Origin of the sequence: Paracidovorax cattleyae, assembly GCF_900104515.1 — a bacterium.
Taxonomy (GTDB): Bacteria; Pseudomonadota; Gammaproteobacteria; order Burkholderiales; family Burkholderiaceae_C; genus Paracidovorax; species Paracidovorax cattleyae.
Window position 1 is genome coordinate 1 of sequence record NZ_FNJL01000042.1, and the last position, 23,937, is coordinate 23,937.

Consider the following 23,937-nt stretch of genomic DNA (forward strand, 5'->3'; position numbering starts at 1 on the left):
GCAATGATCTTGGCCACGACGCCGGCGCCGACCGTACGGCCGCCTTCGCGGATGGCGAAGCGCAGGCCTTCTTCCATGGCGATGGGGTTGATCAGCTTGACGGTGATCGACACGTTGTCGCCGGGCATGACCATTTCCTTGTCGGCCGGCAGCTCGATGGCGCCGGTCACGTCGGTCGTGCGGAAGTAGAACTGCGGACGGTAGTTGTTGAAGAAGGGCGTGTGGCGGCCGCCTTCGTCCTTCGACAGCACGTACACCTCAGCCGTGAAGTGGGTGTGGGGCTTGATGGAGCCGGGCTTGCACAGCACCTGGCCGCGCTCGACGTCTTCACGCTTGGTGCCGCGCAGCAGCAGGCCGACGTTGTCGCCAGCCTGGCCCTGGTCCAGCAGCTTGCGGAACATTTCCACGCCGGTGCAGGTGGTCTTTTGCGTATCGCGGATACCGACGATTTCGATTTCCTCGCCGACCTTGATGATGCCGCGCTCGACACGGCCCGTCACCACGGTACCGCGACCGGAGATGGAGAACACGTCTTCCACGGGCATCAGGAAGGCACCGTCCACAGCGCGCTCGGGCGTGGGGATGTAGGTGTCCAGGGCTTCGGCCAGCTTGTCGATGGCTTGCTCGCCCAGGGGGCCCTTGTCGCCTTCGAGGGCCAGCTTGGCCGAGCCGCGCACGATGGGGGTGTCGTCGCCAGGGAAGTCGTACTTGTCGAGGAGTTCACGCACTTCCATTTCGACGAGCTCGAGCAGCTCTTCGTCGTCCACCATGTCGCACTTGTTCAGGAAGACGATGATGTAGGGCACGCCCACCTGGCGGGCCAGCAGGATGTGCTCGCGCGTCTGGGGCATCGGGCCGTCGGCGGCCGAGCACACCAGGATGGCGCCGTCCATCTGGGCAGCACCGGTGATCATGTTCTTGACGTAGTCGGCGTGGCCGGGGCAGTCCACGTGGGCGTAGTGGCGGTTGGCCGTCTCGTACTCCACGTGTGCCGTGTTGATGGTGATGCCGCGGGCCTTTTCTTCGGGCGCTGCGTCGATTTCGTCGTACTTCTTGGCTTCGCCGCCGAACTTGGCGGACAGCACCGTGGCGATCGCTGCCGTCAGCGTCGTCTTGCCATGGTCCACGTGGCCGATCGTGCCCACGTTCACGTGGGGCTTGGTACGTTCGAACTTACCTTTTGCCATTTCTCAACTCCAAAAAAAGAGCAATGCCCGTGTGTTGGTTTTACGTCTGCATCGCATTGCTGAATCCTTCGCCACGGGCAACGAAGGGCATGCGATCGCAGACAAAAAGATTTCCCAATGCCACCCCGACCGTCCCGGTCAGAAGGCCGCGGAGCAGGCCAAGCCAGCAGCACGCGCGGGACCGGCTTTGCCGGACCGCTGCGTGCGCCCCCTTGAGGGGGAGGCGCCGCAGGCGACACAGGGGTGGGATTTATTTAGCGCGGGCGGCCATGATGGCCTCGGACACATTGCGCGGAGCTTCGCTGTAGTGCTTGAACTCCATCGTGTACGTGGCGCGGCCTTGCGTCGCGGAGCGCAGCGCGGTCGAGTAGCCGAACATTTCCGACAGGGGCACTTCAGCCTTGATGGCCTTGCCGCCGCCGACCATGTCGTCCATGCCCTGCACCATGCCGCGGCGGGACGAGAGGTCGCCCATCACGGTACCGGCGTAGTCTTCCGGCGTCTCCACTTCCACGGCCATCATGGGTTCCAGGATGACCGGACCGGCCTTCCGGCAGCCTTCCTTGAAACCGAAGATGGCGGCCATCTTGAACGCCAGTTCGTTCGAGTCCACGTCGTGGTACGAACCGAAGTGCAGCGTGACCTTCACGTCCACCACCGGATAGCCGGCCAGCACGCCCTGCGTCACGGCTTCGTTGATGCCCTTTTCCACGGCCGGGATGAATTCACGGGGAACCACACCGCCCTTGATGGCGTCCACGAACTCGATGCCCTTGCCGGCTTCGTTCGGCTCGATCTTGAGCACGACGTGGCCGTACTGGCCCTTGCCGCCGGACTGGCGCACGAACTTGCCTTCGGCCTCTTCCACCGTCTTGCGGATGGTTTCGCGGTAGGCCACCTGGGGCTTGCCCACGTTGGCTTCCACGCCGAACTCGCGCTTCATGCGGTCCACGATGATTTCCAGGTGGAGCTCACCCATGCCGGCGATCAGCGTCTGGCCCGATTCCTCATCGGTCTTCACGCGGAACGACGGATCCTCGGCGGCCAGGCGCTGCAGGGCGATGCCCATCTTTTCCTGGTCGGTCTTGGTCTTGGGTTCGACGGCCTGCGTGATCACGGGCTCGGGGAACACCATGCGCTCCAGCGTCACGATGGCTTCGGGATCGCACAGGGTCTCGCCCGTGGTCACGTCCTTCAGGCCCACGCAGGCAGCGATGTCGCCGGCGCGGATTTCTTCCACTTCCAGACGTTCGTTCGCGTGCATCTGCACGATACGGCCGATGCGCTCCTTGCGGCCCTTCACGGGGTTGTACACGGTGTCGCCCTTGGAGAGCACGCCCGAGTACACACGCACGAAGGTCAGCTGGCCCACGAACGGGTCGGTCATCAGCTTGAATGCGAGGGCAGAGAACTTCTCGCCGTCATCCGCCTTGCGGGTGGTTTCGGCTTCGTCTTCGTCCGTGCCGGCCACGGGCGGGATGTCCACGGGCGAAGGCAGGTAGTCGATCACGGCGTCCAGCATGCGCTGCACACCCTTGTTCTTGAACGCCGTGCCGCACAGCATGGGCTGGATCTCGGTGGCGATCGTGCGCGTGCGCAGGCCGAGCTTGATTTCTTCCTCGGAGAGGTCGCCCTCTTCCAGGTACTTGTTCATCAGCTCTTCGGACGCCTCGGCAGCGGCCTCGACCATCTTCTCGCGCCATTCCTTGGCGGATTCCACCAGTTCGGCCGGGATGTCTTCGTAGTTGAACTTCATGCCCTGGGAGGCTTCGTCCCAGATGATGGCCTTCATCTTGAGCAGGTCGACCACGCCGGTGAAGTTTTCCTCGGCGCCGATCGGGATCACCACGGGCACGGGGTTGGCCTTCAGGCGCAGGCGCATCTGGTCATAGACCTTGAAGAAGTTGGCGCCGGTACGGTCCATCTTGTTGACGAACGCGAGGCGGGGCACCTTGTACTTGTTGGCCTGGCGCCACACGGTTTCCGACTGGGGCTGCACGCCGCCCACGGCGCAATAGACCATGCAGGCACCGTCCAGCACGCGCATGGAACGCTCCACCTCGATGGTGAAGTCCACGTGGCCGGGGGTGTCGATGATGTTGAAGCGGTGCTCGGGATAGGACATGTCCATGCCCTTCCAGAAGCAGGTCGTGGCGGCGGACGTGATCGTGATGCCGCGCTCCTGCTCCTGCTCCATCCAGTCCATGGTCGCAGCGCCGTCGTGCACTTCGCCGATCTTGTGGTTCACACCCGTGTAGAACAGGATACGTTCAGTCGTCGTGGTCTTGCCAGCGTCGATGTGGGCCGAGATACCGATGTTGCGGTAGCGCTCGATGGGAGTCTTGCGTGCCATGATGGTCTTTCGTTAACAGCCAAAGAGCCCGCCCGCCGGTGGGGCGGATCGGGCTCCAGGCCTTCGAGATGAAGGGATGGGCTTAGAAGCGGAAGTGGCTGAACGCCTTGTTGGCTTCTGCCATGCGGTGCACTTCGTCACGGCGCTTCATCGCGCCGCCACGGCCTTCCGTGGCTTCCAGCAGCTCGTTGGCCAGGCGCTGGGCCATGGACTTCTCACCGCGTTTGCGGGCGGCTTCCTTGAGCCAGCGCATCGACAGGGCCAGGCGGCGCACGGGGCGCACTTCGACCGGCACCTGGTAGTTGGCACCACCGACGCGGCGGGACTTCACTTCCACCATGGGCTTCACGTTGTTGATGGCAACGGTGAACGCTTCCAGGGGATCCTTGTCGGGGTGCTTCTTCTGGATGAGTTCCAGGGCGCCATAGATGATGCGCTCTGCAACTGCCTTCTTGCCGCCTTCCATGATCACGTTCATGAATTTGGACAGCTCGACATTGCCGAACTTCGGGTCCGGCAGGATTTCACGTTTGGGGACTTCGCGACGACGTGGCATTTCTCACCTCTATCTTTGCTTCAGTTGGCGCCTTTCCAGGCACCGCGAGAGCCATTCAGGACTCCCACTTACTCGACCCACGCAGAACGCCTGCGCTCGGGGCCACTACGCTGCTTCACCGCGCCACGCGGGAACAGCACCGAAAATTTCTTGAAAACGCAGGGCTTACTTGGCCTTGGGCTTCTTGGCACCGTACTTGGAACGGGCCTGCTTGCGATCCTTGACGCCTTGCAGGTCAAGCGAGCCGCGCACGATGTGGTAACGCACACCGGGCAGATCCTTCACACGGCCGCCGCGGACCAGCACCACGCTGTGTTCCTGCAGGTTGTGGCCTTCGCCGCCGATGTAGGAGATGACCTCGAAGCCGTTGGTCAGGCGCACCTTGGCGACCTTCCGCAGAGCGGAGTTAGGCTTCTTGGGCGTCGTGGTGTACACACGGGTGCACACGCCACGGCGCTGGGGAGAGTTTTGCATCGCAGGGCTCTTGGACTTGGTCGTTTCGACCTCGCGCCCCTGACGAATGAGCTGGTTGATGGTTGGCATGAATCGTCCCTAAACGTGAAAACTTCGCCCGGTGGATTCGAATCGAGCGAAGACGTGATTCCCTTCGGAAATTCCGAAAAGCCTTCTAATGTATCAGTTTGCCCGGCGCGAGGCAAGGACAGGCGCCCCCAGCCTCGGCCTCGCGCAGCGCATCACTTGATCCAGAGCCGGATGGCATCCCAGGCACGCCCGAAGATGCCCGCCTGCTCGACGGTCTCGAGCGCCACCAGCGGCACCTCGGCGATCTGCTGGTCGCCCAGCGAGACCTTGAGCGTGCCGATGGACTGCCCCTTGGTCAGGGGAGCGACCAGGGGGTCCTGGCGGACGATCTGGGTGGCGATCTTGCCGGCCGAGCCTGACGGCACCGTGACGACGATGGCGTCGGGGCGTCCGATCTTGATGGTGTTCTGCGTACCCTTCCACAGCGCCGGGGTGGCGGCCGGCTGGCCGCCGTCGAACAGCTTGACGGCATCGTAGGCGGTATAGCCCCAGTTCAGGAGCTTCTGGCTCTCGTTGGCGCGGGCGCTTTCGCTCGCCGCGCCGAGCACGATGGACAGCAGCCGGCGCTGGCCGACGTTCGGGAAGTCGCGCCGGGACGTGGCGACCAGGCAATAGCCTGCCGCCGCCGTGTGGCCGGTCTTGAGGCCATCGACGGTCGGATCGCGGAACAGCAGCGCATTGCGGTTGGAGCCGTTCGAGGGCGGCGTACCCGGGTAGGCATAGTGCTTGGTGGAGTAATAGTGCATGTACTCCGGGAAATCCTTCATGAGCCGCGTCGCGAGGATGCTGAGGTCGCGTGCCGTGGTCGTGTGGCCGGGCTCCGTCAGGCCTTCGGGGTTCTTGTAGGCCGTATTCTTCATGCCCAGGGCCTTGGCCTGGTCGTTCATGAGCTTGACGAAGTTCTCGGCCGTGCCGCCCACGCCCTCGGCGAGGGCCATGGTGGCGTCGTTGCCCGACTGCACGATCATGCCCTTGACGAGGTCTTCCACCGGCACCTGCATCTTGGGGTCGATGAACATGCGCGAGCCCGGCATCTTCCATGCGCGCTCGCTCACCGGCAGCCTCTGCTCCAGCGTGATCTTCTTGGCGCGCAGCGCGTCGAACACCAGGTAGCCGGTCATGAGCTTGGTCAGGGACGCCTGCTCCACGGGGGCATCGATGTCCTTGGCGGCCAGGACCTGCCCGGCGGTCACGTCCAGCAGCAGGTAGTTGCGCGCGGCGATCTCGGGCGGCTGGGGCGCCTGCACCTGCGCCCAGAGCGCGGCGGGCGCGAGCGCGGCGGCCATGGCGAAGGAGCGCAGCAGGGACAGGAAGGACTTCATGGAGGCATGCATTCGGAACGGTCCGGGAAGAAAGGAAGCGGGAGAAGGGGAAAGAAACAGCGGAAGGCGCAGGCAGCCGGCAGCCTGCGCCTCAGGCCTGGGAAGTGAGGTGCCGCACGACCAGGCTCTTGAGCAGCGGCAATTGTCCGTGAAAGAAATGGCCGCCACCGGGCACGACTGTCACAGGGAGTGTCTGCGGGCGCGCCCAGTCCATCACGGCCGCCAGGGGTACGGTGTCGTCCTGCTCGCCGTGGACCACCAGTGTGCGGCCATGGGCATCGGCCGGCACGGGAGCGACGGTGAAGCGGCTGGCAGCCGTCCCCACGAGCACGGCGCGCTCGATGTCGCGCGCGCCCCAGAGCCGCTCCAGGGCATGGCTGGTCACGAAGGCGCCGAAGGAGAACCCCGCCAGCGCGATCGCACCGGCAGGCGCGGCCTGGTCGATGACCGCGAGCAGGTCGTCCAGCTCTCCGCGCCCTTCGTCGTGGGCGCCGGCACTGCCGCCGACGCCCCGGAAGTTGAAGCGCACGGCCGTCCACCCGCAGGCAACGAAGGCGCGGGCGAGGGTCTGCACGACCTTGTTGTCCATGGTACCGCCGAAGAGCGGATGGGGATGGGCGATCACGGCCACGCCGCGTGGGGCGCCGTCCCCGGCCGCGGCGGCCGGGTCGCGCAGCGCCTCGATGGCACCGGCCGCACCGGAGAAAGTCAGGCGTTCAGTCTGGGCGTTCACTTGTCTGCAATAGGGAAATGGCCACGTGCGCCGCCCCCCGAAAAAGGCAGCCCGCGGCCCGAAATGCGGGAAAGGCCGGGGTCTGAGCCCGGATCAGCGTCCGAGTTCCGGAGGAGTGAGCAGCCGCTCGACCACCTGGCCGTTCTTGAGGTGGGATTCGACGATCTCGTCGATATCGCTGGTGTCCACATAGGTGTACCAGGTGCCCTCGGGATAGACGACCGCGACGGGCCCGCCGGCGCAGCGGTCCAGGCAGCCGGCCTTGTTCACGCGCACCTTGCCGGGACCGGCCAGCTTCTCGGCCTTGACGCGCGCCTTGCAGTGGTCGAACGCCTCCTGCGCGCCATGGTGGGCACAACTGTCCTCGCCATTGATGCGGTCGTTGAGGCAGAAGAAAATGTGGCGGGCATAGTAGCCGCGGGGCGGGGAGGTGTCTTCGGTCATGCCCGGATTCTAGGAGGGAGGTGCCGTGCGCGCCTCAGGCGCCGGCCGGCTGGCGACCTGCAACACCACGTACACCAGCGTCGCGTAGGGCCAGAGCCACCCGAGCCACTGGCCCAGCCCGTAGAAGCGGATGAAACGCCCCTGCTCCCAGGCCAGGAGCGTTTCCGCGAAGTAGGCGCTGGTCGGCGCCTGGTTGAGCAGGTTCAGGTGCCAGACCAGCACGAGCAGCAGCAGCACCCCGGCGGCGCGGCGCGGCAGGGTCACGAGCAGCAGCGCTCCCACCAACCCTGCGACGATGCCCACGCGGGCCGGCAGGCCCAGCCACTCCCAGGCGTGGGCCGGGCCGTAGCTGAGCGCGGCGGACAGCGCGGTCACGGCCACCCCGGCGGACACCATGCCGCAGGCATAGGCCACGCGGCGGCCGACGTGCCGGACGACGCAGTAGCCCAGCAGGCAGGGAACGAGCAGCCCGAGCAGCACAGCGAGCAGTTCAGCTCCGGGCATCAGGGGCTCCAGCGGGGTGTCGCGCACGGGCAGCCATTCGAGGAAGGGAGTGTCGGCCAGCGTTTCGGCCAGCGCGGCTTCCAGGCGTTCCCACATCTGGCCGAGCCCGAACGGCACGGCCGCGGGAAACAGCAGCGCGGCCGGCCAGAGCGCGATGAGCACCAGGGCGCCGCTCGCGTCCGGCACGAACCAGCGCGCGCGGAACCGGCTCCAGCGGGCGATGGCCCCCAGCCGCTCCAGCAATGCGGCCACGAGCGCTCCCAGCAGGGTGCCGGCCGTGTTGAGCAGCAGGTCCATGTTGGACGGCACCCGGCGCGGCAGGTAGATCTGCAGCAGCTCCATGAGCATGGACAGCATGCCGCCGGACAGCACGGCCACCGCCACGGCTGCGCGGGGCCAGCCCGTGCGCAACAGCGCCAGGGCCAGCAGGAAGCCCAGCGGCGCATAGCCCGCGATATTGATGTTGACGTCGAACCAGGTCCAGTACGGCGGCGGAACCCGGGCCGTGAGGAAGACCAGCGGGGAGATGCCCTGCTCGCGCCAGCCCTCGAAGGGGAACAGGCTCGCGAAGACGATGAGCGCGATGTAGGTCAGCGCCAGCGGCCAGGCGGAGGTCTTGTGCACGGCGGCGCGCGCCCGGTTCAGAACGGCTTGACGACCACCAGCACGACCGCCGCGACCAGCAGGAGGACCGGCACCTCGTTGAACCAGCGGTACCAGCGGTGCCCGTGGCTGTTGCGTCCGGCGGCGAACTTGCGCAGCAGCACGCCGCAGGCATGGTGGTAGCCCACGGCCAGCACCACCACGGTGAGCTTGGCGTGCATCCAGCCGTTGCCCGGTCCGCGGCCGATGCCGTAGCCCAGGTAGAGCCACAGGCCCAGGGCCAGGGCAGGTACCGCCAGCAGGGTGGTGAAGCGCAGCAGCTTGCGCGCCATGAGCAGCAGGCGCTCGCGCTCGGCGGTGGAGTCCGGCGGCACCAGGGCGAGGTTCACTAAGATGCGGGGCAGGTAGAACAGGCCCGCGAACCAGCTGGCCACGAAGACGATATGGAAGGCTTTGACCCAGAGCATGGGCGCAGTGTACGTGGCCGCCGCGTGCATGCGCGGCCGGTGCCTCCGGCGAATCCCGTTCGAATGGGAGCACAATTTCGGGATGCATCTCTCCAGCCCCCCGCCCTTTCCCCAGCACCGCCCGCGCCGGCTGCGGCGCGACGTGTTCACCCGCAACCTCGTGCGCGAGCACCGGCTGTCCGCGCACGACTTCATCTACCCGGTGTTCGTGCACGAAGGCACGAGCCACCGGCAGGCCATCCCGTCGATGCCCGGCGTGGACCGGTTGAGCCTGGATCTGCTGCTGCCCGTGGCGGAAGACTGCGTGCGCCTGGGCATCCCGGTGCTGGCGCTGTTTCCGTCCATCGAGCCTTCGCTGAAAGCTCCGGACGGCAAGGAAGCGCTCAACCCCGAGGGGCTGATCCCCCGGGTGGTGCGGGCGCTCAAGAAGGAGTTTCCCGATCTGGGCGTGCTCACCGACGTGGCGCTGGACCCCTACACCAGCCACGGGCAGGACGGCGTGCTGGACGATACCGGCTACATCATGAACGACGAGACGGTGGAAATCCTCGTCGGCCAGGTGCTGACGCATGCCGAGGCGGGGGTGGACATCGTGGCGCCCAGCGACATGATGGACGGCCGCATCGGCGCCATCCGCGAGGCGCTGGAGGCCCAGGGCCACATCCACACCCGCATCATGGCCTACAGCGCGAAGTACGCGAGCGCGTTCTACGGCCCTTTCCGCGATGCCGTGGGCACGCGCGGAGCGCTCGGCAAGGCCGACAAGAACGTCTACCAGATGGACCCGGGCAACACCGACGAGGCGCTGCGCGAGGTGGCGCTGGACATCGCCGAGGGCGCGGACATGGTCATGGTCAAGCCCGGCATGCCGTATCTGGACGTCGTGCGGCGGGTGAAGGACGAGTTCCGCGTGCCGACCTTCGCCTACCAGGTGAGCGGCGAATACGCCATGCTGAAGGCCGCCGCGGCCAACGGCTGGCTCGACCACGACGCCGTGATGATGGAGTCCCTGCTCGCCTTCAAGCGCGCCGGCGCGGACGGCATCCTCACGTATTTCGCCCGCGACGCCGCGCGGCTGCTGTCCCGGTAGGAGCGCCATGGCACCCCATTCCGCATGCCGGGGGCCCGCCCCGTGACGCTGGACGCCTCCGGCGCGATCCGCGTCTTCCATATCGGCCCGCAGGGGGCGAAAGAACTGGATGCGATTCCGCAGCGGATGCCCGCCCAGGGCTTCATCTGGATCGCCGGCACGCGCGCGGTGTTCGGCGAGCGCCTGCCGGCGCTGCAGGCGGCGCTGCAGTCCCTCACCGGCCAGCAGCTCGTCGATCTGCATGTGTCCGACCTGCTGAACGCCCAATTGCCGTCGCACTACGATTACACCTCCCAGTACGACGTCATGGTCTTCCGGCGGCTGAGTGCCACGCAGTGCGATACGGCGGAAGTGCCCAGCCTGGCGAGCCTGACGGGACTCGCCCCGGCCCGGCGCGCCGGACCTCCCGTGCTGCGCCGCATCGACACCAGCCCCGTGGGGTTCGCGATATTCGACCAGGTACTGCTGTCGGTGCACCCGGGCGATTGCACCGTGCGCGACGCGTTCGCCGCCCGCCTGCTCACCGCGACGCAGCCCGCGCCTGCCGCCGAGGGCGGCCCGGCGTCGGAGACCCAGGCCCGGGACATCCGCACCGGCCCGGTTCCCGGTTCGCGCCTGCCGACCAGCCCGGCAGACCTGATGCTGCGCGTGGTGAACCTGATCGTGGACAACTACCTGGACCTGCGCCGCGAACTGTCGCGCCAGCTGGACCACTGGCAGGCCGAACTGCTCAAGCCGCGCGGGCGCTTCGCCAACTGGAGCGCGCTGCTCGATGCGCGGCTCACGCTGCACCAGCTCGACGAGATCTGTGAAGACCAGCGGGCCGCCGTACAGGACTGGGTGGACACGCTCGAGACCTGGGCCCTGCCCGAGAACATCGCCGCGCTGCGCGAGCTGGAACTGCTCAAGGTGCGCAGCCGCGACGTGCTGGAACACATCGAACGCGTGGTGCACCACGTGCGCCGACTGGAGCAGAGCACGGAAACCGCGGTGCAGATGCATTTCAGCGTGCAAAGCAACCGCACCAACGACATCATGCGCACGCTCACGGCGCTCACGGCCGTGTTCCTGCCGCTCAACCTGATCGCGGGCATCTTCGGCATGAATTTCGAGTTCATTCCGCTGATCCACAAGCAGGACGGCTTCTGGTGGGCCATGGCCACGATGACGGCGATCGCCGTCGCCCTGGTGGCGCTGTTCTGGCGCAAGCGCTACCTCGCCCGCACCGGGCAGCATTGACCCCTTCCATCCGATCCATGCCTTCGCCGCCGGCACCGCTGCCCATCGTGATCGCCAGGACCGGCGGCACGTTCCCGGCGCTGCGGACGCGCCTGGGTGACTTCGAGGACTGGGTGCGGGCCGGGCTGGGCGGCACGGCTGCGCCCGTGCTCACCATCGATGCGGCGCGAGGCGACGGCATGCCCGAACCCGCATCCATCGCCGGCGTGGTGGTGACCGGCTCGCACGCCATGGTCACGGACCAGGCGCCCTGGAGCGAGGCGCTGGGCGGCTGGATCGCCCGTGCCGTGGCGTTGCAGACGCCCGTGCTGGGCATCTGCTACGGCCACCAGTTGCTGGCGCACGCGCTCGGTGGAGAAGTGGCGGACCATCCCGGAGGGTGGGAGATCGGCACGGTGGACGTCGGCACGGTTCCGGACGCCACGGGCAGCGACGCGCTCTTCGCCGGGTTGCCTGCGGCCTTCGATGCCCAGGTCGTCCACCGGCAATCGGTGCGCCGCCTGCCCGCCGGGGCGGTGCGGCTCGCAGGCAATGCATTCGAGCCGCACCAGGCCTTCCGGGTGGGCCACTGCGCGTGGGGGGTGCAGTTCCATCCCGAATTCGGGCCGGACGCGATGCGCGGCTACATCGACACGCTCGCTGCCGACCTGCGCCACGCCGGCCGCGACCCTGGCACGCTGCGCGGGCATGTCCGCGCGACCCCGGAAGCGGCCGCGCTGCTGGGCCGTTTCGGCCGGTTCTGCCTGCGCAACCACGGCCCTGCGCCTGCCCCTTCCGGGCCGCCTCCCGCCGTCGGCTGAGGAACGAAGTCTCGCTCCCCCGTGCACACCGGTCGTTCGGACCGCCCCGCAATCAAAGACTTGACATTATTTGTCTAGTCAATTAATGTTACGGCATGCATTCGACCCACGACGCCACGCCTTCCGTCAATCCCCAGTTGATCGAGCAGAGCATCGGTTACCAGATGCGCCGCATCGTCAGCCTGATGAACAACGAGGTGGACCGCCGGGTGGAACCCCTGGGTCTGACCGATGCGCAGTGGCGGCCCCTGCTGCGCATCTTCCTGGCCTCGGGCCAGGAAAGCACGGTCGCCGCTCTGGCGCGCGGCTGCCAGCTGGATGCCGGCGGCATGACGCGGCTGCTGGACCGGCTGGAAGCCAAAGGCCTGTGCCGCCGCGAGCGCTCGCAGGAAGACCGCCGCGTGGTCAACCTCGCGCTGACCGAAGAAGGCCACGCCGCCGCAGCCCAGTTGCCCGACATGCTGCAGGACCTTCAGCGCACGGCCCTGCACGGCTTCAGCGATGCGGAAGCCGCCGCGTTCCGCCGCTATCTCACCCGCATCTACGAGAACCTGGCCACGCGGCTCACGCCGCCGCCGCCGGACGCCCCGTAAGCCGTCCCGCCCCTTTTCCCGAGAGCACGACACAACATGAAAAACCTCCTGGCTCCCTCCACCCCCGCGGCGACGATGCCGCACGTGCAACCGGCCGGCGACACCGCAGGGCCTCGCTGGCAGGCGGTGGCGCTCTATGTCGGCACCCTGGCCTTCGCGCTGCTGGGGCTGACGGCGTGCGCCGACATGTCCGGCATCGCCCCCCAGGCCCGGATGCGCGACGCGGCCTCCCTGGGTCTTGCCGCGCAGGCGCAGGGCACGGCAGATGCCGCGCGGGCCTTCGCGGACCCGGCCGTCGCCTCCGACTGGTGGCGCGGCTTCGGCGATGCACAACTGGATGCGCTCATCGGCCAGGCACTGGCCCAGAGTCCCAACCTGAAGCTCGCAGAGGCACGCATCGCCCGGGCGCAGGCGTTCACCGAAGGCATGCGCGCCGCCGACCGGCCGCAGGTCAACGGCAGCCTGGACGCCACCCGCCAGCACTACAGCGCCAATTCGATCTATCCCCCACCGCTGGGCGGCAGCACGGAAAACAACGCCACGGGCCGCCTCACGGGCAGCTGGGAGCTGGACTTCTTCGGCAGGAACCGCGCGGCCATCGACGCCGCAGTGGGCAGCGCCAACGCAGCCATCGCCGATGCACAGGCCGCACGGGTACTGCTGGCATCCAACGTGGTGCGGCAGTATGTGGAGCTCGCACGGGTGCAGGCACAGCTCGGCGTGGCGCAGCGCACCCTGGAGCAGCGCACCCAGACGCTGTCGCTGGTGCGCGACCGCGTGACGGCCGGCCTGGACACGCGGCTGGAAGAGCGCCAGAGCGAAGGCAGCCTGCCCGAGGCGCGCCAGCAGATCGAGGCGCTGCGCGAGCAGGCGGCCATGGCGCGCAATGCGCTGGACGCGCTGGTGGGGCAGCCCGGGGCCGCGCAGGCCCTGGTACCGCCGCCGCTGTCGTCCCTGCATGCCGTCGCCCTGCCCGCCGCGCTGCCCGCGGACCTGCTGGGCCGGCGTGCGGACATCGCCGCCGCGCGCTGGCGCGTGGAGGCCGCCACGCAGGACGTGACCGTGGCGAAGGCGCAGTTCTATCCCAACGTGAGCCTCACGGCCTTCGTCGGCCTGGCATCGCTGGGGCTGGACAACTTCGTCAAGGGCGGCAGCCGCGAATGGGGCGTGGGCCCGGCCATCCGGCTGCCGATCTTCGAGGCGGGCCGGTTGCGCGCCAACCTGCGCGGCAAGGCCGCCGACGTGGATGCCGCCGTCGAGAGCTACAACGCCACCCTGCTGGATGCGCTGCATGAAGCGGCCGACCAGATCGCCTCGGCACGCTCCATCGACCAGCAGGCCGCAGAGCAGCGCGAAGCGCAGGCGTCCGCCGAGAGCGCTTACGCCATCGCCCAGCAGCGCTACCGGGCCGGCCTGGGCAACTATCTGAACGTGCTCACCGCCGAAACCAGCGTTCTGCAGCAGCGCCGCCAGGCCGTGGACCTCGCCGCCCGCCGCCTGGACAACCAGGCCCGCCTGGCGCGCGCACTGGGCGGCGGCTATGCCGCGCAGGCCCCCGTCCTGGCCGCAGGCCCGGAGACCTCCGCCGCGCCCGGCACCACGCACTGAACTTCCCGCAGACCTCTATCCGCCCTCCCCTTTTTTTCCTTGCCGCGCGGACGATGCCCGTCCCGCGGGGAGACATCACCATGAACGCACCCCAGAACGCTTCCGCCCCCTCCAACGCCCCGGCCACCGCCCAGGACGCCAAGGCCCGCCGCCGCAAGACCCTCGTGGCACTGGCCGCCGTCATCGTCGTGGCCGGCGCGGGATGGGGCCTGTACGACTGGCTCGTCCTTAGCCACTACGAGAACACCGACAACGCCTATGTGCAGGGCAACGTCATCCAGATCACGCCGCAGACGGGTGGCACGGTGATGTCCATCATGGCCGACGACACCGACTTCGTGAAGGCCGGTGCACCGCTGGTGCAACTGGACCCGGCCGATGCGCGCGTGGCGCTCGCGCAGGCCGAAGCAGGGCTGGCCCAGGCCGTCCGGCAGGCGCGCACGGTGTATGTGAACAACGGTTCGCTGAATGCCCAGGTCACGCTGCGCCAGGCGGAAGTGACCAAGGCGCGCTCGGACGTGGCGCGCGCCCAGGAAGACCTGCAGCGCCGCCAATCCCTCTCGGGCAACGGCGCCGTCTCCAAGGAGGAACTGCAGCACGCGCAGAACCAGCTGGACGCCGCCCGCTCGGCCCTGGCCGCCGCGCAGGCAGGGGTGGAGTCCGCCCGCGAGCAGTTGACCAGCAACCAGTCGCTCACCCAGGGCGTGCCGGTGCAGGAGAACCCCAACGTGCTCGCGGCCGCGGCCAAGGTGCGTGAGGCCTACCTCGCGGAGCGCCGCACGGCCCTGCCCGCGCCGGTGGACGGCTACGTCGCCAAGCGCACGGTGCAGCTCGGCCAGCGCGTGGCGCCCGGTGCGCCGCTCATGACCATCGTGCCGCTCAGCCACGTCTGGGTGGATGCGAACTTCAAGGAAAACCAGTTGCGCAACCTGCGTCTGGGCCAGCCTGCCACGCTGACAGCCGACCTCTACGGCAGCAAGATGGAGTACACGGGCAAGGTCGTCGGGCTGGGCGTGGGCACGGGCGCGGCCTTCGCGCTGCTGCCCGCGCAGAACGCCACCGGCAACTGGATCAAGGTGGTGCAGCGCGTGCCGGTGCGCATCGCGCTGGATGCCGAGCAGCTCAAGGACCATCCGCTGCGCGTGGGCCTGTCCATGGACGTCACGGTCAACACCCAGGACCGCGCCGGCGCGCTGCTGGCGGATGCGCCGCGTGCCCAGGCCGTGGCGCAGACGGCCGTGTACGCAGGCCTCGACAAGGGCGCCGATGAAGAGGTGGCCCGCATCATCGCAGCCAACGCAGGCGCGGCGGCCCGCGCCACGGACGCACGGCAGGCGCCCACCCGCGGCGACGCGGACGCCGGCCGTTCAGTGCGCACCGCCGCCGCGCATGCCTCCAGCCGGGCGCAGACCCGCTGAATCCGACGGCGTCCTCCCCTTCCGGAGCCTCCATGTCCTCTCCTAGCCACACACCGCCCCTGGCGCCGCCGCCGCTCGAAGGCAGCGCGCGCATGTGGGGCACGCTGGCCCTTTCCGCGGCCACGTTCATGAACGTGCTGGACACGTCGATCGCCAACGTGTCGCTGCCCGCCATCGCGGGCGACCTGGGCGTGAGCCCCACGCAGGGCACCTGGGTCATCACCAGCTTCGCGGTGGCCAACGCCATCGCGGTGCCGCTCACCGGCTGGCTGTCGCAGCGCTTCGGGCAGGTGCGCCTGTTCGTGGCCAGCGTGACGCTCTTCGTCATCGCGTCGCTGCTGTGCGGCCTCGCGCCCAACATGGCCACGCTCATCGCCTTCCGCGCGCTGCAGGGCTTCGTCGCCGGCCCCATGATCCCGCTGTCGCAATCGCTGCTGCTCTCCAGCTATCCGAAAGCGCTGGCAGGGCTGGCCATGGCGATGTGGTCGATGACCACGCTCATCGCGCCGGTCATGGGGCCGCTGCTGGGCGGCTGGATCACGGACAACATGACCTGGCCGTGGATTTTCTACATCAACGTGCCGGTAGGCATCGTGGCGGTGCTCGTCACCTGGGGCATCTTCCACAAGCGCGAATCCGAGCGGCGCGCGCTGCCGATCGACTCCGTCGGCCTGGCCCTGCTCGTCATCTGGGTGGCGGCGATGCAGGTGATGCTGGACATCGGCAAGGAGCATGACTGGTTTGCCTCGCCCTGGGTGGTGGCCTGCTGCGTCGTGGCCGTGGTGGGTTTCATCACCTTCATGGTCTGGGAGCGCGGCGAGGAACACCCGGTGGTGGACCTGTCGCTCCTCAAGATCCGCAATTTCTGGGCCGGCGCGCTGGCCACCTCGGTAGGCTACGGCCTGTTCTTCGGCAACGTGGTGCTGCTGCCGCTCTGGCTGCAGCAGTACATGGGCTACACGGCCACGCAGGCGGGCCTGGTGATGGCGCCAGTGGGCCTGCTGGCGCTGGTGCTCTCGCCGGTGGTGGGCAAGAACATCGCCAAGGTGGACCCGCGCCGCTTCGCGACCTTCGCCTTCCTCGTGTTCGCGCTGGTGCTGTGGATGCGCTCGCGGTTCAACACGCAGGCGGACCTGACGACCATCATGGTGCCTACCATCATCCAGGGTATCGCCATGGCGTTCTTCTTCATCCCGCTGGTGACGCTCACGCTGTCGGAAATCGCGCCGGCGCGGATTCCCTCGGCTTCGGGTCTGTCGAACTTCATGCGCATCACGGCCGGGGCCATCGGCACATCCGTGTCCACCACACTGTGGGAGCGGCGCGCCACGCTGCACCATGCCCAGTTGACCGAAGGCCTGCAACAGGGCGGGGTGGCCGTCACGCAGACGCTGCAGGGGCTGCAGGCGGGCGGATTGACGGCGGAGCAGGCGCTCGCGCAGGTCGAGCGGCTGGTGAACCAGCAGGCATTCATGCTGGCGGCCAATGACATCTTCTACGCATCCGCCGTGCTGTTCCTGCTGCTGATCCCGCTGGTGTGGCTGGCCCACCCGGTGCGCGCGAGCGCCGGCAGCGCCGATGCGGCCGCGGGCGCGCATTGACGGGAGAACACCCGCTGAACGGCTGCGCCGTTTCCCCCGCGCTCGCCGTGCCCAGCACGGCGGGCAGGGGACCGACGCCAGTGGCCGGGCGAAGCCGATTCTACGGCGTCTGCTGGCTTGGCCTGCTCCGCGGCCATTGGACGGGTGCCGTGGCGGTTTCATGGCCGCGGGCGACACATGGCACGACGGACCACTGAGGCCAATCTGCCAAGCGCCGTCTGCCATGGGGCTACGGCATCCTGGCGCTGCGCGACCCGACGCGACCTGATCCCCCACAGTGCCACCCCCATGAGGCCGACGCCCGCCCACTGGAGGGGCCCGAGGGTCCTGCCATACACCATGCCGTCCAGCAGTACCGCGGTGAGGGGGTACACGTACTGCAGAACCGCGATCCGGCTGAGCGGCAGGCGTGCCATGCCCGCGAAGAGGATCGCGTAAGCCAGGCCCGTGTGCAGCACCCCCAGGCCCGCCAGCCAGCCCCAGGCCGCGGCCTGGCCGGGCCAGCCATACAGGAATGGCGCCCACACGAGCGACACCGCGCCGACAGCGCACTGCCACCACGCCAGCGCAAAGGGACTGACGCCCTGCTGCCGCTGAGCCAGAATGGTCACACCGGCATAGCACAGCGATCCCGCCAGGCACAGCAGAAGCCCCGTCGTGTATTGCGCGCCCCCCTGCCCCGTGCGGGCGGCGTCACCCCACAGCCCCGTCGTGAGGATCAGCCCGCCCAGAGCCACCGCGGTGGCGAACTGCTGCCGGCGCGGAACGGCCTCGCGCAGCGCCACCGCGCTGTAGAGCAGCAGCCACACCGGCTGGATGTGGAACACGATGGTGGCCACACCGATGGACGTGCGCGGAATGGCCGCGAAGAACAGCGCCCAGTTCATTACCATGAAGCCACCCGCTGTCAGGACCACCCACGTGCTGCGGCCCCGGATGCGCAGTTCAGGCACCCGACCCGTCGCCAGTCCCCAAAGCAGCAGGGCGAGCGCACCGAATATGCAGCGGAACCACACGGTCACCAGCGGCGGCTGTCCCGCCTCTTCCACGAACACGCCGACCGTGCCCAGCAACATGCCGCCGACGACGAGCAGCCACGTACCGCCCGCCTCCCGACGGCGTTGCGTACGGACATGGACAGGCGAAGGGAGCGACCGGACCTGGGGCAGGTTTGTTGACTGGGGCATGTCCAGCATGCTCCGCGGCCGAAAGCATCTCGTAAAGCGAATAGTTCTTCGCACTATCATTCGATGATCGAATGACTGGAGAAGACAGCCATGGGTTTTCCGGACCTGCAGATCGACTGGCTGCGTGCCCTGGTGGCGGTGGTGGATGCGGGCTCGCTCTCGGCGGCGGCGCCCGTGGTGCATCGGTCGCAGGCCGCCGTCAGCATGCAGATCAAGAAGCTGGAGGCGGCCCTGGGCAAGCCCGTGCTGCTGCGCGGACCACGCCAGATGCAGGTGACGCCGGCAGGTGCGGAACTGCTCGGCTACGCGCGGCGCGTGCTGGCGCTGCAGGCCGAGGCACAGGCCGCGCTGTGCGGCCCCGACCTCTCCGGGCGCGTGCGGCTGGGCGTGCCGGACGACTATGCGGCCCGCTACCTCACACCCGTGCTGCGCAGCTTCGCGGGACGCCACCACGCGGTAGATATCGAACTGACGTGCGAGCAGTCGACTTCGCTGATTCCCAGGGTGGTCCTGGGCGAGCTGGACCTGGCCCTCATATCGCGCGACAAGCCGCAGCGTGGCCGTTTGCTTTTCCGGGAGCCCCTGGTGTGGGTGGGCTCACCGCAATACGAGGTCTGGCGCAAATCACCGCTGCCCATCGCGGTGTACGAAACCGGCAGCATGGCCCGCACGGCTACCCTCAACGGCCTGGCGCAGCAGCGCCGCCCCTACCGCATCGTGTACCACAGCTCCAGCCTGGCGGGCCAGCTGGCAGCGGTGGAAAGCGGACTGGCCGTGGCAGTGTGCACGCGCTGCAGCGTGCCCGCGCATCTGCAGGTGTTGAGCAACCTGCCGGCGGGCTTCACGCTGCCAGCCCTGGAGGCCATGGAGGTAGCGGCGCTGCGCAGCAAGGCATCGCAGCGCGCGGCCGCCGTGGACGCGATGCATGCGCTGATGCTCCAGACGCTAGCCCGACCCGGGGGCGTTGCCGAGCCATCGCCCTGACGCGCCGGCTGCTCCCGACATCTGCGCGCGCAGTCATTGGCGCGCTGCCGGCCGGCAGCCCTCAGCCCAGGTGCTTCGCGAAGAACGCCAGCGTGCGCTCGCGCGCCAGGTCCGCTGACGGCGCGTCGTAGGAGCCGCGCTGGTCGCAGTTGAATCCGTGGTCGGCCTCGTAGATGCAGGCCTCCACTTCCGGATGCGCCTTGCGGAAGGCCTCCACCCCCTCGAGCGGAATGTAGTGGTCGCGCTTGCCGAAGTGCGCGATCACCGGGCAGCGCGGGGTGCGGGCCACTTCCTGGTCGCCCGTGATGCCGCCACCGTAATAGACGGCCGCGGCCGACAGGCCCCGGAGCTCGCACGCCGCCCGCCAGGACAGCAGGCCGCCCCAGCAGTAGCCCACGATGCCGACCTTGCCGCCGCTTTGCTGCGCCGCATGGTCGATGGCCGCCTGGATGTCGGGCAGCACGCCCGCGCCGGGCAGCGCCTCCGCCTGCTGCTTCAGGCCGGAGCCTTCCTTCATGTCGGCGTCCGTGTAGCCCAGTTCCACGCCGGGCTTCACGCGCGCGAAGGTGGCGGGCGCCACCGCGAGGTAGCCCGCGGCCGCATAGCGGTCGGCCACGGAGCGGATGTGCGAATTGACGCCGAAGATCTCCTGCAGGACCACCACGGCGCCGCGCGCCCGGCCTTCGGGCTGCGCCACCCAGGCAGGCACCTTGAAACCATCGGCCGAGGCCAGATCCACGAAACTGCCCATGTTTTCACTCCTTCGATATGGACGGGTTGAACGCTCCCGCAGAGGGAGCGGCGACAGGTGATCGCAGCCAAGCGCCTCGCGATGGCGAGGCGGTGCTGTAATCGCACCACGGCATTCTTGCAGGAGACGCACCCATGGACAAAAAAGTGGTTTTGGTGACGGGAGGCAGCCGGGGTATCGGCGCCGCCACCGCCCGGCTGGCCGCCCGGCGCGGCTGGGCCGTGGCGGTGAACTATGCGCGCGACGCTGCCGCGGCCGGGCGCGTGGTCGAGGCCATCCGGACGGAGGGCGGCGAAGCCGTGGCATTGCAGGCCGACGTGGCCGACGAGTCGCAGGTCGTGACGCTGTTCGAGGCGGTGGATGCGCAGTGGGGCCGGCTGTCGGCCCTGGTGAACAATGCCGGCGTGGTGGACGTACCTGCACGTGTGTCCGAGATGAGCGGCCAGCGGCTGCGGCGCATGTTCGACATCAACGTGCTGGGCAGCTTCTACTGCGCCCGCGAGGCCGTGCGGCGCATGGGCCTGCAACGCGGCGGCCAGGGCGGCAGCATCGTCAATGTCTCCAGCGCCGCCGCCCGCCTGGGCGCGGCCCACCAGTACGTGGACTATGCGGCAGCCAAGGGGGCCATCGACGTGCTCACCGTGGGCCTCGCACGCGAAGTGGCCGCGGAAGGCATCCGGGTGAACGCAGTACGTCCCGGCCTGATCGATACCGAGATCCACGCGAGCGGCGGCCTGCCCGACCGCGTGCGCGACCTCGCCCACCAGGTGCCCATGGGCCGGGGCGGTACACCCGAGGAAGTGGCCGAATCCATCGTGTGGCTGCTGTCGGATGCCGCGAGCTACACCACCATGAGCCTGCTGGACGTCTCCGGCGGCCGCTGAACCGGACACCGACATCCCATGGATCTCAAGCCCCTCATCACCCTGCTGGCCATCGTGAACCCGCTGGCCATCGTCCCCTTCTTCATCCACTACACCAACGGGTTCTCGCCACGGCAGCGGCAGCGCACCATTCAGGTGGCGGCGTTCAGCGCGTTCTGCGTCATCGCGGCCTGCGCGCTGCTGGGCCTGCAGATCCTGGAGTTCTTCAACATCTCGCTGCAGAGCTTCCAGGTGGGCGGCGGCATGCTGCTGCTCATCAGCGCGATGAACATGCTCAATGCCCAGCCCGCGGAAGCGAAGCCGCACACGCACGAGCTGGAGGAAGGCGCCGAGAAGGCCGCCCAGGGCGACAGCATCGCCGTCGTGCCGCTCACGATACCGCTGCTCACCGGGCCGGCGAGCATGTCCACCGTAGTGATCTACGCCGACCGCGCCCAGACCTTCTGGCAGCACCTTGCGCTCGTGGGCTACGGGGTGGTCATCGCCCTGGCCACGGCGGTGTGCTTCGCGCTCGCCGACCCGATCGCGCGGGTGCTGGGCAAGACCGGCATCAACGTGATGACGCGGCTCATGGGCCTGATCCTGGCCGCGCTGGCCGTAGAGGTGATGGCCGACGGGCTGGGCAAGCTCTTTCCCGTGCTGGTGGCGCGCTGACCATGGCGGCCCGCCTGCTGCTCGTGGAGGACGACCCGGCCATCGCGCGCACCGTGGCCTACGCCATGGAGCGCGATGGTCTGGCGGTGAGCCACAGCCTGCTGCTGGGCGACGCGCGCGGCCTGCTGCGCACCCACCGCTTCGACCTGCTGGTGCTGGACGTGGGCCTGCCGGACGGCAGCGGCCTGGACCTGCTGCGCGAACTGCGCCAGCAGGGCAACGCCCTGCCCGTGCTCATGCTCAGCGCCCACGGGGAAGAGATCGACCGCGTGCTGGGACTGGAACTCGGCGCCGACGACTACCTGCCCAAGCCCTTCAGTCCGCGCGAGCTGGCCGCCCGGGCCAAGGCCCTGCTGCGCCGCACCGCCGTGCCCGCGGCGGCGCCCGCCTCTCCGGCGGCCGGCCCCTTCCACGACGACACCGCCGGCCAGCGCATGCACCTGCACGGACGCGCGCTGGCACTCACGCGCCGGGAATACCGCCTGCTGTCCCAGTTGCTCGCGGGCCCGGGCCGCATCCACACGCGCGAGGCCCTGCTGGCCGGCGCCTGGGGCGGTGACAGCGAGAGCACCGACCGCACCGTGGACACGCACATCAAGACCCTGCGCGCCAAGCTGCGCGAGGCCGACCCATCGCGCGAGTACATCCACACCCACCGGGGTATGGGCTACTCGCTAGAAGTATGAGGCCCCCCCTGAGGCGCTTCGCGCCATCCCCCCGAGGGGGGACGACGCCGGTGGCCCGTCGAAGCCGGTTCCACGGCGTTCGCTGGGGTGGCCTGCTCCGCGGCCTTCTGACTGTTCATGTCTGGGGGACGGCAAGCATCTGCGGGCAGGCCATTGCACTGCCTCGCTTCGTTTGGGCCAGCGCATGGCCGTTGCGGGCAGGAGGTTGACCCATGCGCCTCGGATTGCGGCTGCTCTTCGCATTCTTCCTCATCAATGGCATCGCGGCATTCTTCGTGCTGCGGGTGTTCACGGCAGAGATCAAGCCCAGCGTGCGGGAGGTGATGGAGGACATGATGGTGGACACCGCCAACCTGCTGGCGGAGCTGGCGAGCGACGACCTCGCGAGCGGGCGACTGGCTGCGGTCTCCCAGGGCGCACCCGGAACGCCGGAGAGCGATTTCGCGCGCCACGTGCGGCGCTACGCGAGCCGGCCGGTGGATGCCTCCATCTGGGGGCTGTCCAAGCAGACGCTGGATTTCCGCATCTACGTAACCGATGCGCGCGGGCGTGTGGTCTTCGATACCGAGCGGCGCGCCGTGGGCGATGACTATTCGCAGTGGCGCGACGTGGCCCGCACGCTGCGCGGCGAATACGGCGCCCGCGCCACGCGCGACGTGCAGACCGACGACACCAGCGGCGTGATGTACGTGGCCGCGCCGATCTGGATCGACGGAGCCCCCGGTGGCGAGCGGCGGATCGGTGGCGTGCTCACCGTCGCCAAGCCGACGCGCACGGTGCAGCGCTTCATCGACCGCGCCGAACGCAAGGTGCTGCAGGGCGGATTGCTGCTGCTTGTGCTCTCCGCGGCCGTGGGCGTGGCCGTCACCGTGTGGACCGTATGGCACGTGCGCCGCCTGCGCGACTATGCCCTCAGCGTGCAGGCGCCGGGCGACGGAGCCGGGCCGCCGCCCGCCGTGCCGCGCGTGCCCGGCGAACTCGGCGACCTCGCGCGGGCCATGGACCACATGCGCGAACGCCTCGCGGGCCGCGACTACATCGAAGGCTATGTGCGCGCCCTGACCCACGAGCTCAAGAGCCCCGTGGCCGCCATCCGCGGCGCGGGCGAACTGCTGCAGGACGACCTGCCCGCGCCAGACCGGCGTCAGTTCGCCGCCCAGGTGGTGGACCAGAGCGAGCGCCTGCAGCGCCTCATCGACCGCCTGCTGGAGTTGAGCAAACTGGAGCAACGCCAGCATGCCGAGGCCGGCGCCGCACCGGTGGCCCTGCGCGCGTGCGCCGAGGCCGCCCTGCGCCAGTGCGGGGCGCGGGCCTCACAACGCGGGGTGCGGCTGCAGCTGGAAGGGGACGGAGGAAGCGGCCCATGGGAGGCCGAACTCATCACCCTGGCCCTGGGCAACCTCATCGACAACGCCATCGATTTCTCACCCGGGGGAGGAACCGTGCAAATCGTGCTGGACGGCGTCACCGCATCCGTGCAGGACGAAGGACCGGGCGTGCCGGACTATGCCCTGCCCCGGCTGGGCGAGCGCTTCTTCACCACCGCGCGGCCGGACGGCACGCGCAGCGGCTCGGGACTGGGGCTGGCGATCGTGAAACGGGTCATGGCGCTGCACGGAGGGCGGCTCGACATGGCCAGCACCGCCCGGGGAATGCGGGCGACTCTGGTGCTGGCCGGCTGACGATCACTCCGGGGGGGCACAGGCCCGCGGCACGCGCCGGGCCGGGTG

Annotated in this window: 23 protein-coding genes; 12 read left to right on the forward strand and 11 right to left on the reverse strand. The window is 68.7% G+C overall.

The window, feature by feature from the left end; translation table 11 throughout:
- The 9 genes from tuf to BLR05_RS23250 form a co-directional block, all read right to left on the reverse strand.
- The coding region (gene tuf / locus BLR05_RS23210) for an elongation factor Tu (protein ID WP_011793521.1) at positions 1–1,187 on the reverse strand (1,187 nt) is incomplete at its 3' end.
- A gap of 250 nt (positions 1,188–1,437) precedes the next feature.
- Positions 1,438–3,540: an elongation factor G gene (fusA, locus tag BLR05_RS23215; RefSeq protein WP_092839568.1), complete on the reverse strand. Its 2,103-nt coding sequence runs from the start codon at positions 3,538–3,540 to the stop codon at positions 1,438–1,440.
- 82 nt (positions 3,541–3,622) lie between these two features.
- Entirely contained in the window at positions 3,623–4,096 is a 474-nt protein-coding gene (gene rpsG, locus BLR05_RS23220) for a 30S ribosomal protein S7 (protein WP_011793519.1), read from the reverse strand.
- A 165-nt stretch (positions 4,097–4,261) separates the two neighbouring features.
- Positions 4,262–4,639, reverse strand: a complete 378-nt coding sequence (gene rpsL, locus BLR05_RS23225) for a 30S ribosomal protein S12 (RefSeq protein WP_026432380.1) — start codon at positions 4,637–4,639, stop codon at positions 4,262–4,264.
- A gap of 152 nt (positions 4,640–4,791) precedes the next feature.
- The gene (locus BLR05_RS23230; RefSeq protein ID WP_092839644.1) at positions 4,792–5,961 is read right to left on the reverse strand and encodes a D-alanyl-D-alanine carboxypeptidase family protein; all 1,170 of its coding nucleotides are present in this window, start codon (positions 5,959–5,961) and stop codon (positions 4,792–4,794) included.
- A gap of 91 nt (positions 5,962–6,052) precedes the next feature.
- Positions 6,053–6,694 (reverse strand): alpha/beta hydrolase, encoded by a 642-nt coding sequence (locus BLR05_RS23235; protein ID WP_092839571.1) that lies wholly within the window; start codon positions 6,692–6,694, stop codon positions 6,053–6,055.
- 93 nt (positions 6,695–6,787) lie between these two features.
- The gene (locus tag BLR05_RS23240) at positions 6,788–7,138 is read right to left on the reverse strand and encodes a (2Fe-2S) ferredoxin domain-containing protein (RefSeq protein WP_092839574.1); all 351 of its coding nucleotides are present in this window, start codon (positions 7,136–7,138) and stop codon (positions 6,788–6,790) included.
- A gap of 9 nt (positions 7,139–7,147) precedes the next feature.
- Positions 7,148–8,266, reverse strand: a complete 1,119-nt coding sequence (locus BLR05_RS23245) for a VanZ family protein (RefSeq protein ID WP_092839577.1) — start codon at positions 8,264–8,266, stop codon at positions 7,148–7,150.
- Positions 8,267–8,283: 17 nt separating this feature from the next.
- Complete coding sequence (locus BLR05_RS23250; RefSeq protein WP_092839647.1) at positions 8,284–8,712, reverse strand: CopD family protein; 429 nt, start codon at positions 8,710–8,712, stop codon at positions 8,284–8,286.
- Positions 8,713–8,794: 82 nt separating this feature from the next.
- Between BLR05_RS23250 and hemB the strand changes: the two genes are divergently transcribed.
- The 7 genes from hemB (at position 8,795) to BLR05_RS23285 (ending at position 17,061) form a co-directional block, all read left to right on the forward strand.
- Complete coding sequence (gene hemB, locus BLR05_RS23255; protein WP_092839650.1) at positions 8,795–9,802, forward strand: porphobilinogen synthase; 1,008 nt, start codon at positions 8,795–8,797, stop codon at positions 9,800–9,802.
- 24 nt (positions 9,803–9,826) lie between these two features.
- The gene (locus BLR05_RS23260) at positions 9,827–11,041 is read left to right on the forward strand and encodes a magnesium transporter CorA family protein (RefSeq protein ID WP_092839580.1); all 1,215 of its coding nucleotides are present in this window, start codon (positions 9,827–9,829) and stop codon (positions 11,039–11,041) included.
- Positions 11,042–11,058: 17 nt separating this feature from the next.
- Positions 11,059–11,841, forward strand: coding sequence for a glutamine amidotransferase (locus tag BLR05_RS23265; RefSeq protein WP_092839583.1), 783 nt, complete (start codon positions 11,059–11,061; stop codon positions 11,839–11,841).
- A gap of 95 nt (positions 11,842–11,936) precedes the next feature.
- Positions 11,937–12,434, forward strand: coding sequence for a MarR family winged helix-turn-helix transcriptional regulator (locus tag BLR05_RS23270; protein WP_092839586.1), 498 nt, complete (start codon positions 11,937–11,939; stop codon positions 12,432–12,434).
- Between the two features lie 36 nt (positions 12,435–12,470).
- Complete coding sequence (locus BLR05_RS23275; protein ID WP_092839588.1) at positions 12,471–14,042, forward strand: efflux transporter outer membrane subunit; 1,572 nt, start codon at positions 12,471–12,473, stop codon at positions 14,040–14,042.
- Positions 14,043–14,122: 80 nt separating this feature from the next.
- A complete protein-coding gene (locus BLR05_RS23280; protein WP_092839653.1) occupies positions 14,123–15,460 on the forward strand; it encodes an HlyD family secretion protein in 1,338 nt (445 codons plus the stop codon).
- Between the two features lie 32 nt (positions 15,461–15,492).
- Positions 15,493–17,061 carry a DHA2 family efflux MFS transporter permease subunit gene (locus tag BLR05_RS23285; RefSeq protein WP_092839591.1) on the forward strand — a complete coding sequence of 523 codons (1,569 nt, stop codon included), beginning with the start codon at positions 15,493–15,495 and terminating at the stop codon, positions 17,059–17,061.
- A 158-nt stretch (positions 17,062–17,219) separates the two neighbouring features.
- On the opposite strand, the gene BLR05_RS23290 is transcribed toward BLR05_RS23285, so the two are convergent.
- Complete coding sequence (locus tag BLR05_RS23290; protein WP_192883838.1) at positions 17,220–18,248, reverse strand: DMT family transporter; 1,029 nt, start codon at positions 18,246–18,248, stop codon at positions 17,220–17,222.
- A gap of 90 nt (positions 18,249–18,338) precedes the next feature.
- Here BLR05_RS23290 and BLR05_RS23295 point away from each other — a divergent pair, with 90 nt between their 5' ends.
- Positions 18,339–19,232: a LysR family transcriptional regulator gene (locus BLR05_RS23295; RefSeq protein ID WP_092839597.1), complete on the forward strand. Its 894-nt coding sequence runs from the start codon at positions 18,339–18,341 to the stop codon at positions 19,230–19,232.
- A gap of 61 nt (positions 19,233–19,293) precedes the next feature.
- Here BLR05_RS23295 and BLR05_RS23300 read toward each other — a convergent pair whose 3' ends face one another.
- The gene (locus BLR05_RS23300) at positions 19,294–19,983 is read right to left on the reverse strand and encodes a dienelactone hydrolase family protein (protein ID WP_092839600.1); all 690 of its coding nucleotides are present in this window, start codon (positions 19,981–19,983) and stop codon (positions 19,294–19,296) included.
- Between the two features lie 134 nt (positions 19,984–20,117).
- Here BLR05_RS23300 and BLR05_RS23305 point away from each other — a divergent pair, with 134 nt between their 5' ends.
- From BLR05_RS23305 to creC, 4 genes are all read left to right on the forward strand, one after another.
- Positions 20,118–20,867, forward strand: coding sequence for an SDR family oxidoreductase (locus BLR05_RS23305; RefSeq protein ID WP_092839603.1), 750 nt, complete (start codon positions 20,118–20,120; stop codon positions 20,865–20,867).
- Between the two features lie 18 nt (positions 20,868–20,885).
- On the forward strand, positions 20,886–21,521 hold the full coding sequence (locus tag BLR05_RS23310; RefSeq protein WP_092839605.1) for a MarC family protein: 636 nt from the start codon (positions 20,886–20,888) through the stop codon (positions 21,519–21,521).
- 2 nt (positions 21,522–21,523) lie between these two features.
- Entirely contained in the window at positions 21,524–22,207 is a 684-nt protein-coding gene (locus BLR05_RS23315; RefSeq protein WP_092839608.1) for a response regulator, read from the forward strand.
- Between the two features lie 212 nt (positions 22,208–22,419).
- The gene (creC, locus tag BLR05_RS23320) at positions 22,420–23,889 is read left to right on the forward strand and encodes a two-component system sensor histidine kinase CreC (RefSeq protein ID WP_092839611.1); all 1,470 of its coding nucleotides are present in this window, start codon (positions 22,420–22,422) and stop codon (positions 23,887–23,889) included.
- Positions 23,890–23,937: the final 48 nt, after the last annotated feature.

Coding starts and splice junctions, on each gene's coding strand:
- fusA (WP_092839568.1), bottom strand. CDS start 3,540: ATGGCACGCAAGACTCCCATCGAGCGCTACCGCAACATCGGTATCTCG.
- rpsG (WP_011793519.1), bottom strand. CDS start 4,096: ATGCCACGTCGTCGCGAAGTCCCCAAACGTGAAATCCTGCCGGACCCG.
- rpsL (WP_026432380.1), bottom strand. CDS start 4,639: ATGCCAACCATCAACCAGCTCATTCGTCAGGGGCGCGAGGTCGAAACG.
- BLR05_RS23230 (WP_092839644.1), bottom strand. CDS start 5,961: ATGAAGTCCTTCCTGTCCCTGCTGCGCTCCTTCGCCATGGCCGCCGCG.
- BLR05_RS23240 (WP_092839574.1), bottom strand. CDS start 7,138: ATGACCGAAGACACCTCCCCGCCCCGCGGCTACTATGCCCGCCACATT.
- BLR05_RS23250 (WP_092839647.1), bottom strand. CDS start 8,712: ATGCTCTGGGTCAAAGCCTTCCATATCGTCTTCGTGGCCAGCTGGTTC.
- hemB (WP_092839650.1), top strand. CDS start 8,795: ATGCATCTCTCCAGCCCCCCGCCCTTTCCCCAGCACCGCCCGCGCCGG.
- BLR05_RS23260 (WP_092839580.1), top strand. CDS start 9,827: ATGCCGGGGGCCCGCCCCGTGACGCTGGACGCCTCCGGCGCGATCCGC.
- BLR05_RS23265 (WP_092839583.1), top strand. CDS start 11,059: ATGCCTTCGCCGCCGGCACCGCTGCCCATCGTGATCGCCAGGACCGGC.
- BLR05_RS23270 (WP_092839586.1), top strand. CDS start 11,937: ATGCATTCGACCCACGACGCCACGCCTTCCGTCAATCCCCAGTTGATC.
- BLR05_RS23275 (WP_092839588.1), top strand. CDS start 12,471: ATGAAAAACCTCCTGGCTCCCTCCACCCCCGCGGCGACGATGCCGCAC.
- BLR05_RS23280 (WP_092839653.1), top strand. CDS start 14,123: ATGAACGCACCCCAGAACGCTTCCGCCCCCTCCAACGCCCCGGCCACC.
- BLR05_RS23285 (WP_092839591.1), top strand. CDS start 15,493: ATGTCCTCTCCTAGCCACACACCGCCCCTGGCGCCGCCGCCGCTCGAA.
- BLR05_RS23290 (WP_192883838.1), bottom strand. CDS start 18,248: ATGCCCCAGTCAACAAACCTGCCCCAGGTCCGGTCGCTCCCTTCGCCT.
- BLR05_RS23295 (WP_092839597.1), top strand. CDS start 18,339: ATGGGTTTTCCGGACCTGCAGATCGACTGGCTGCGTGCCCTGGTGGCG.
- BLR05_RS23300 (WP_092839600.1), bottom strand. CDS start 19,983: ATGGGCAGTTTCGTGGATCTGGCCTCGGCCGATGGTTTCAAGGTGCCT.
- BLR05_RS23305 (WP_092839603.1), top strand. CDS start 20,118: ATGGACAAAAAAGTGGTTTTGGTGACGGGAGGCAGCCGGGGTATCGGC.
- BLR05_RS23310 (WP_092839605.1), top strand. CDS start 20,886: ATGGATCTCAAGCCCCTCATCACCCTGCTGGCCATCGTGAACCCGCTG.
- BLR05_RS23315 (WP_092839608.1), top strand. CDS start 21,524: ATGGCGGCCCGCCTGCTGCTCGTGGAGGACGACCCGGCCATCGCGCGC.
- creC (WP_092839611.1), top strand. CDS start 22,420: ATGCGCCTCGGATTGCGGCTGCTCTTCGCATTCTTCCTCATCAATGGC.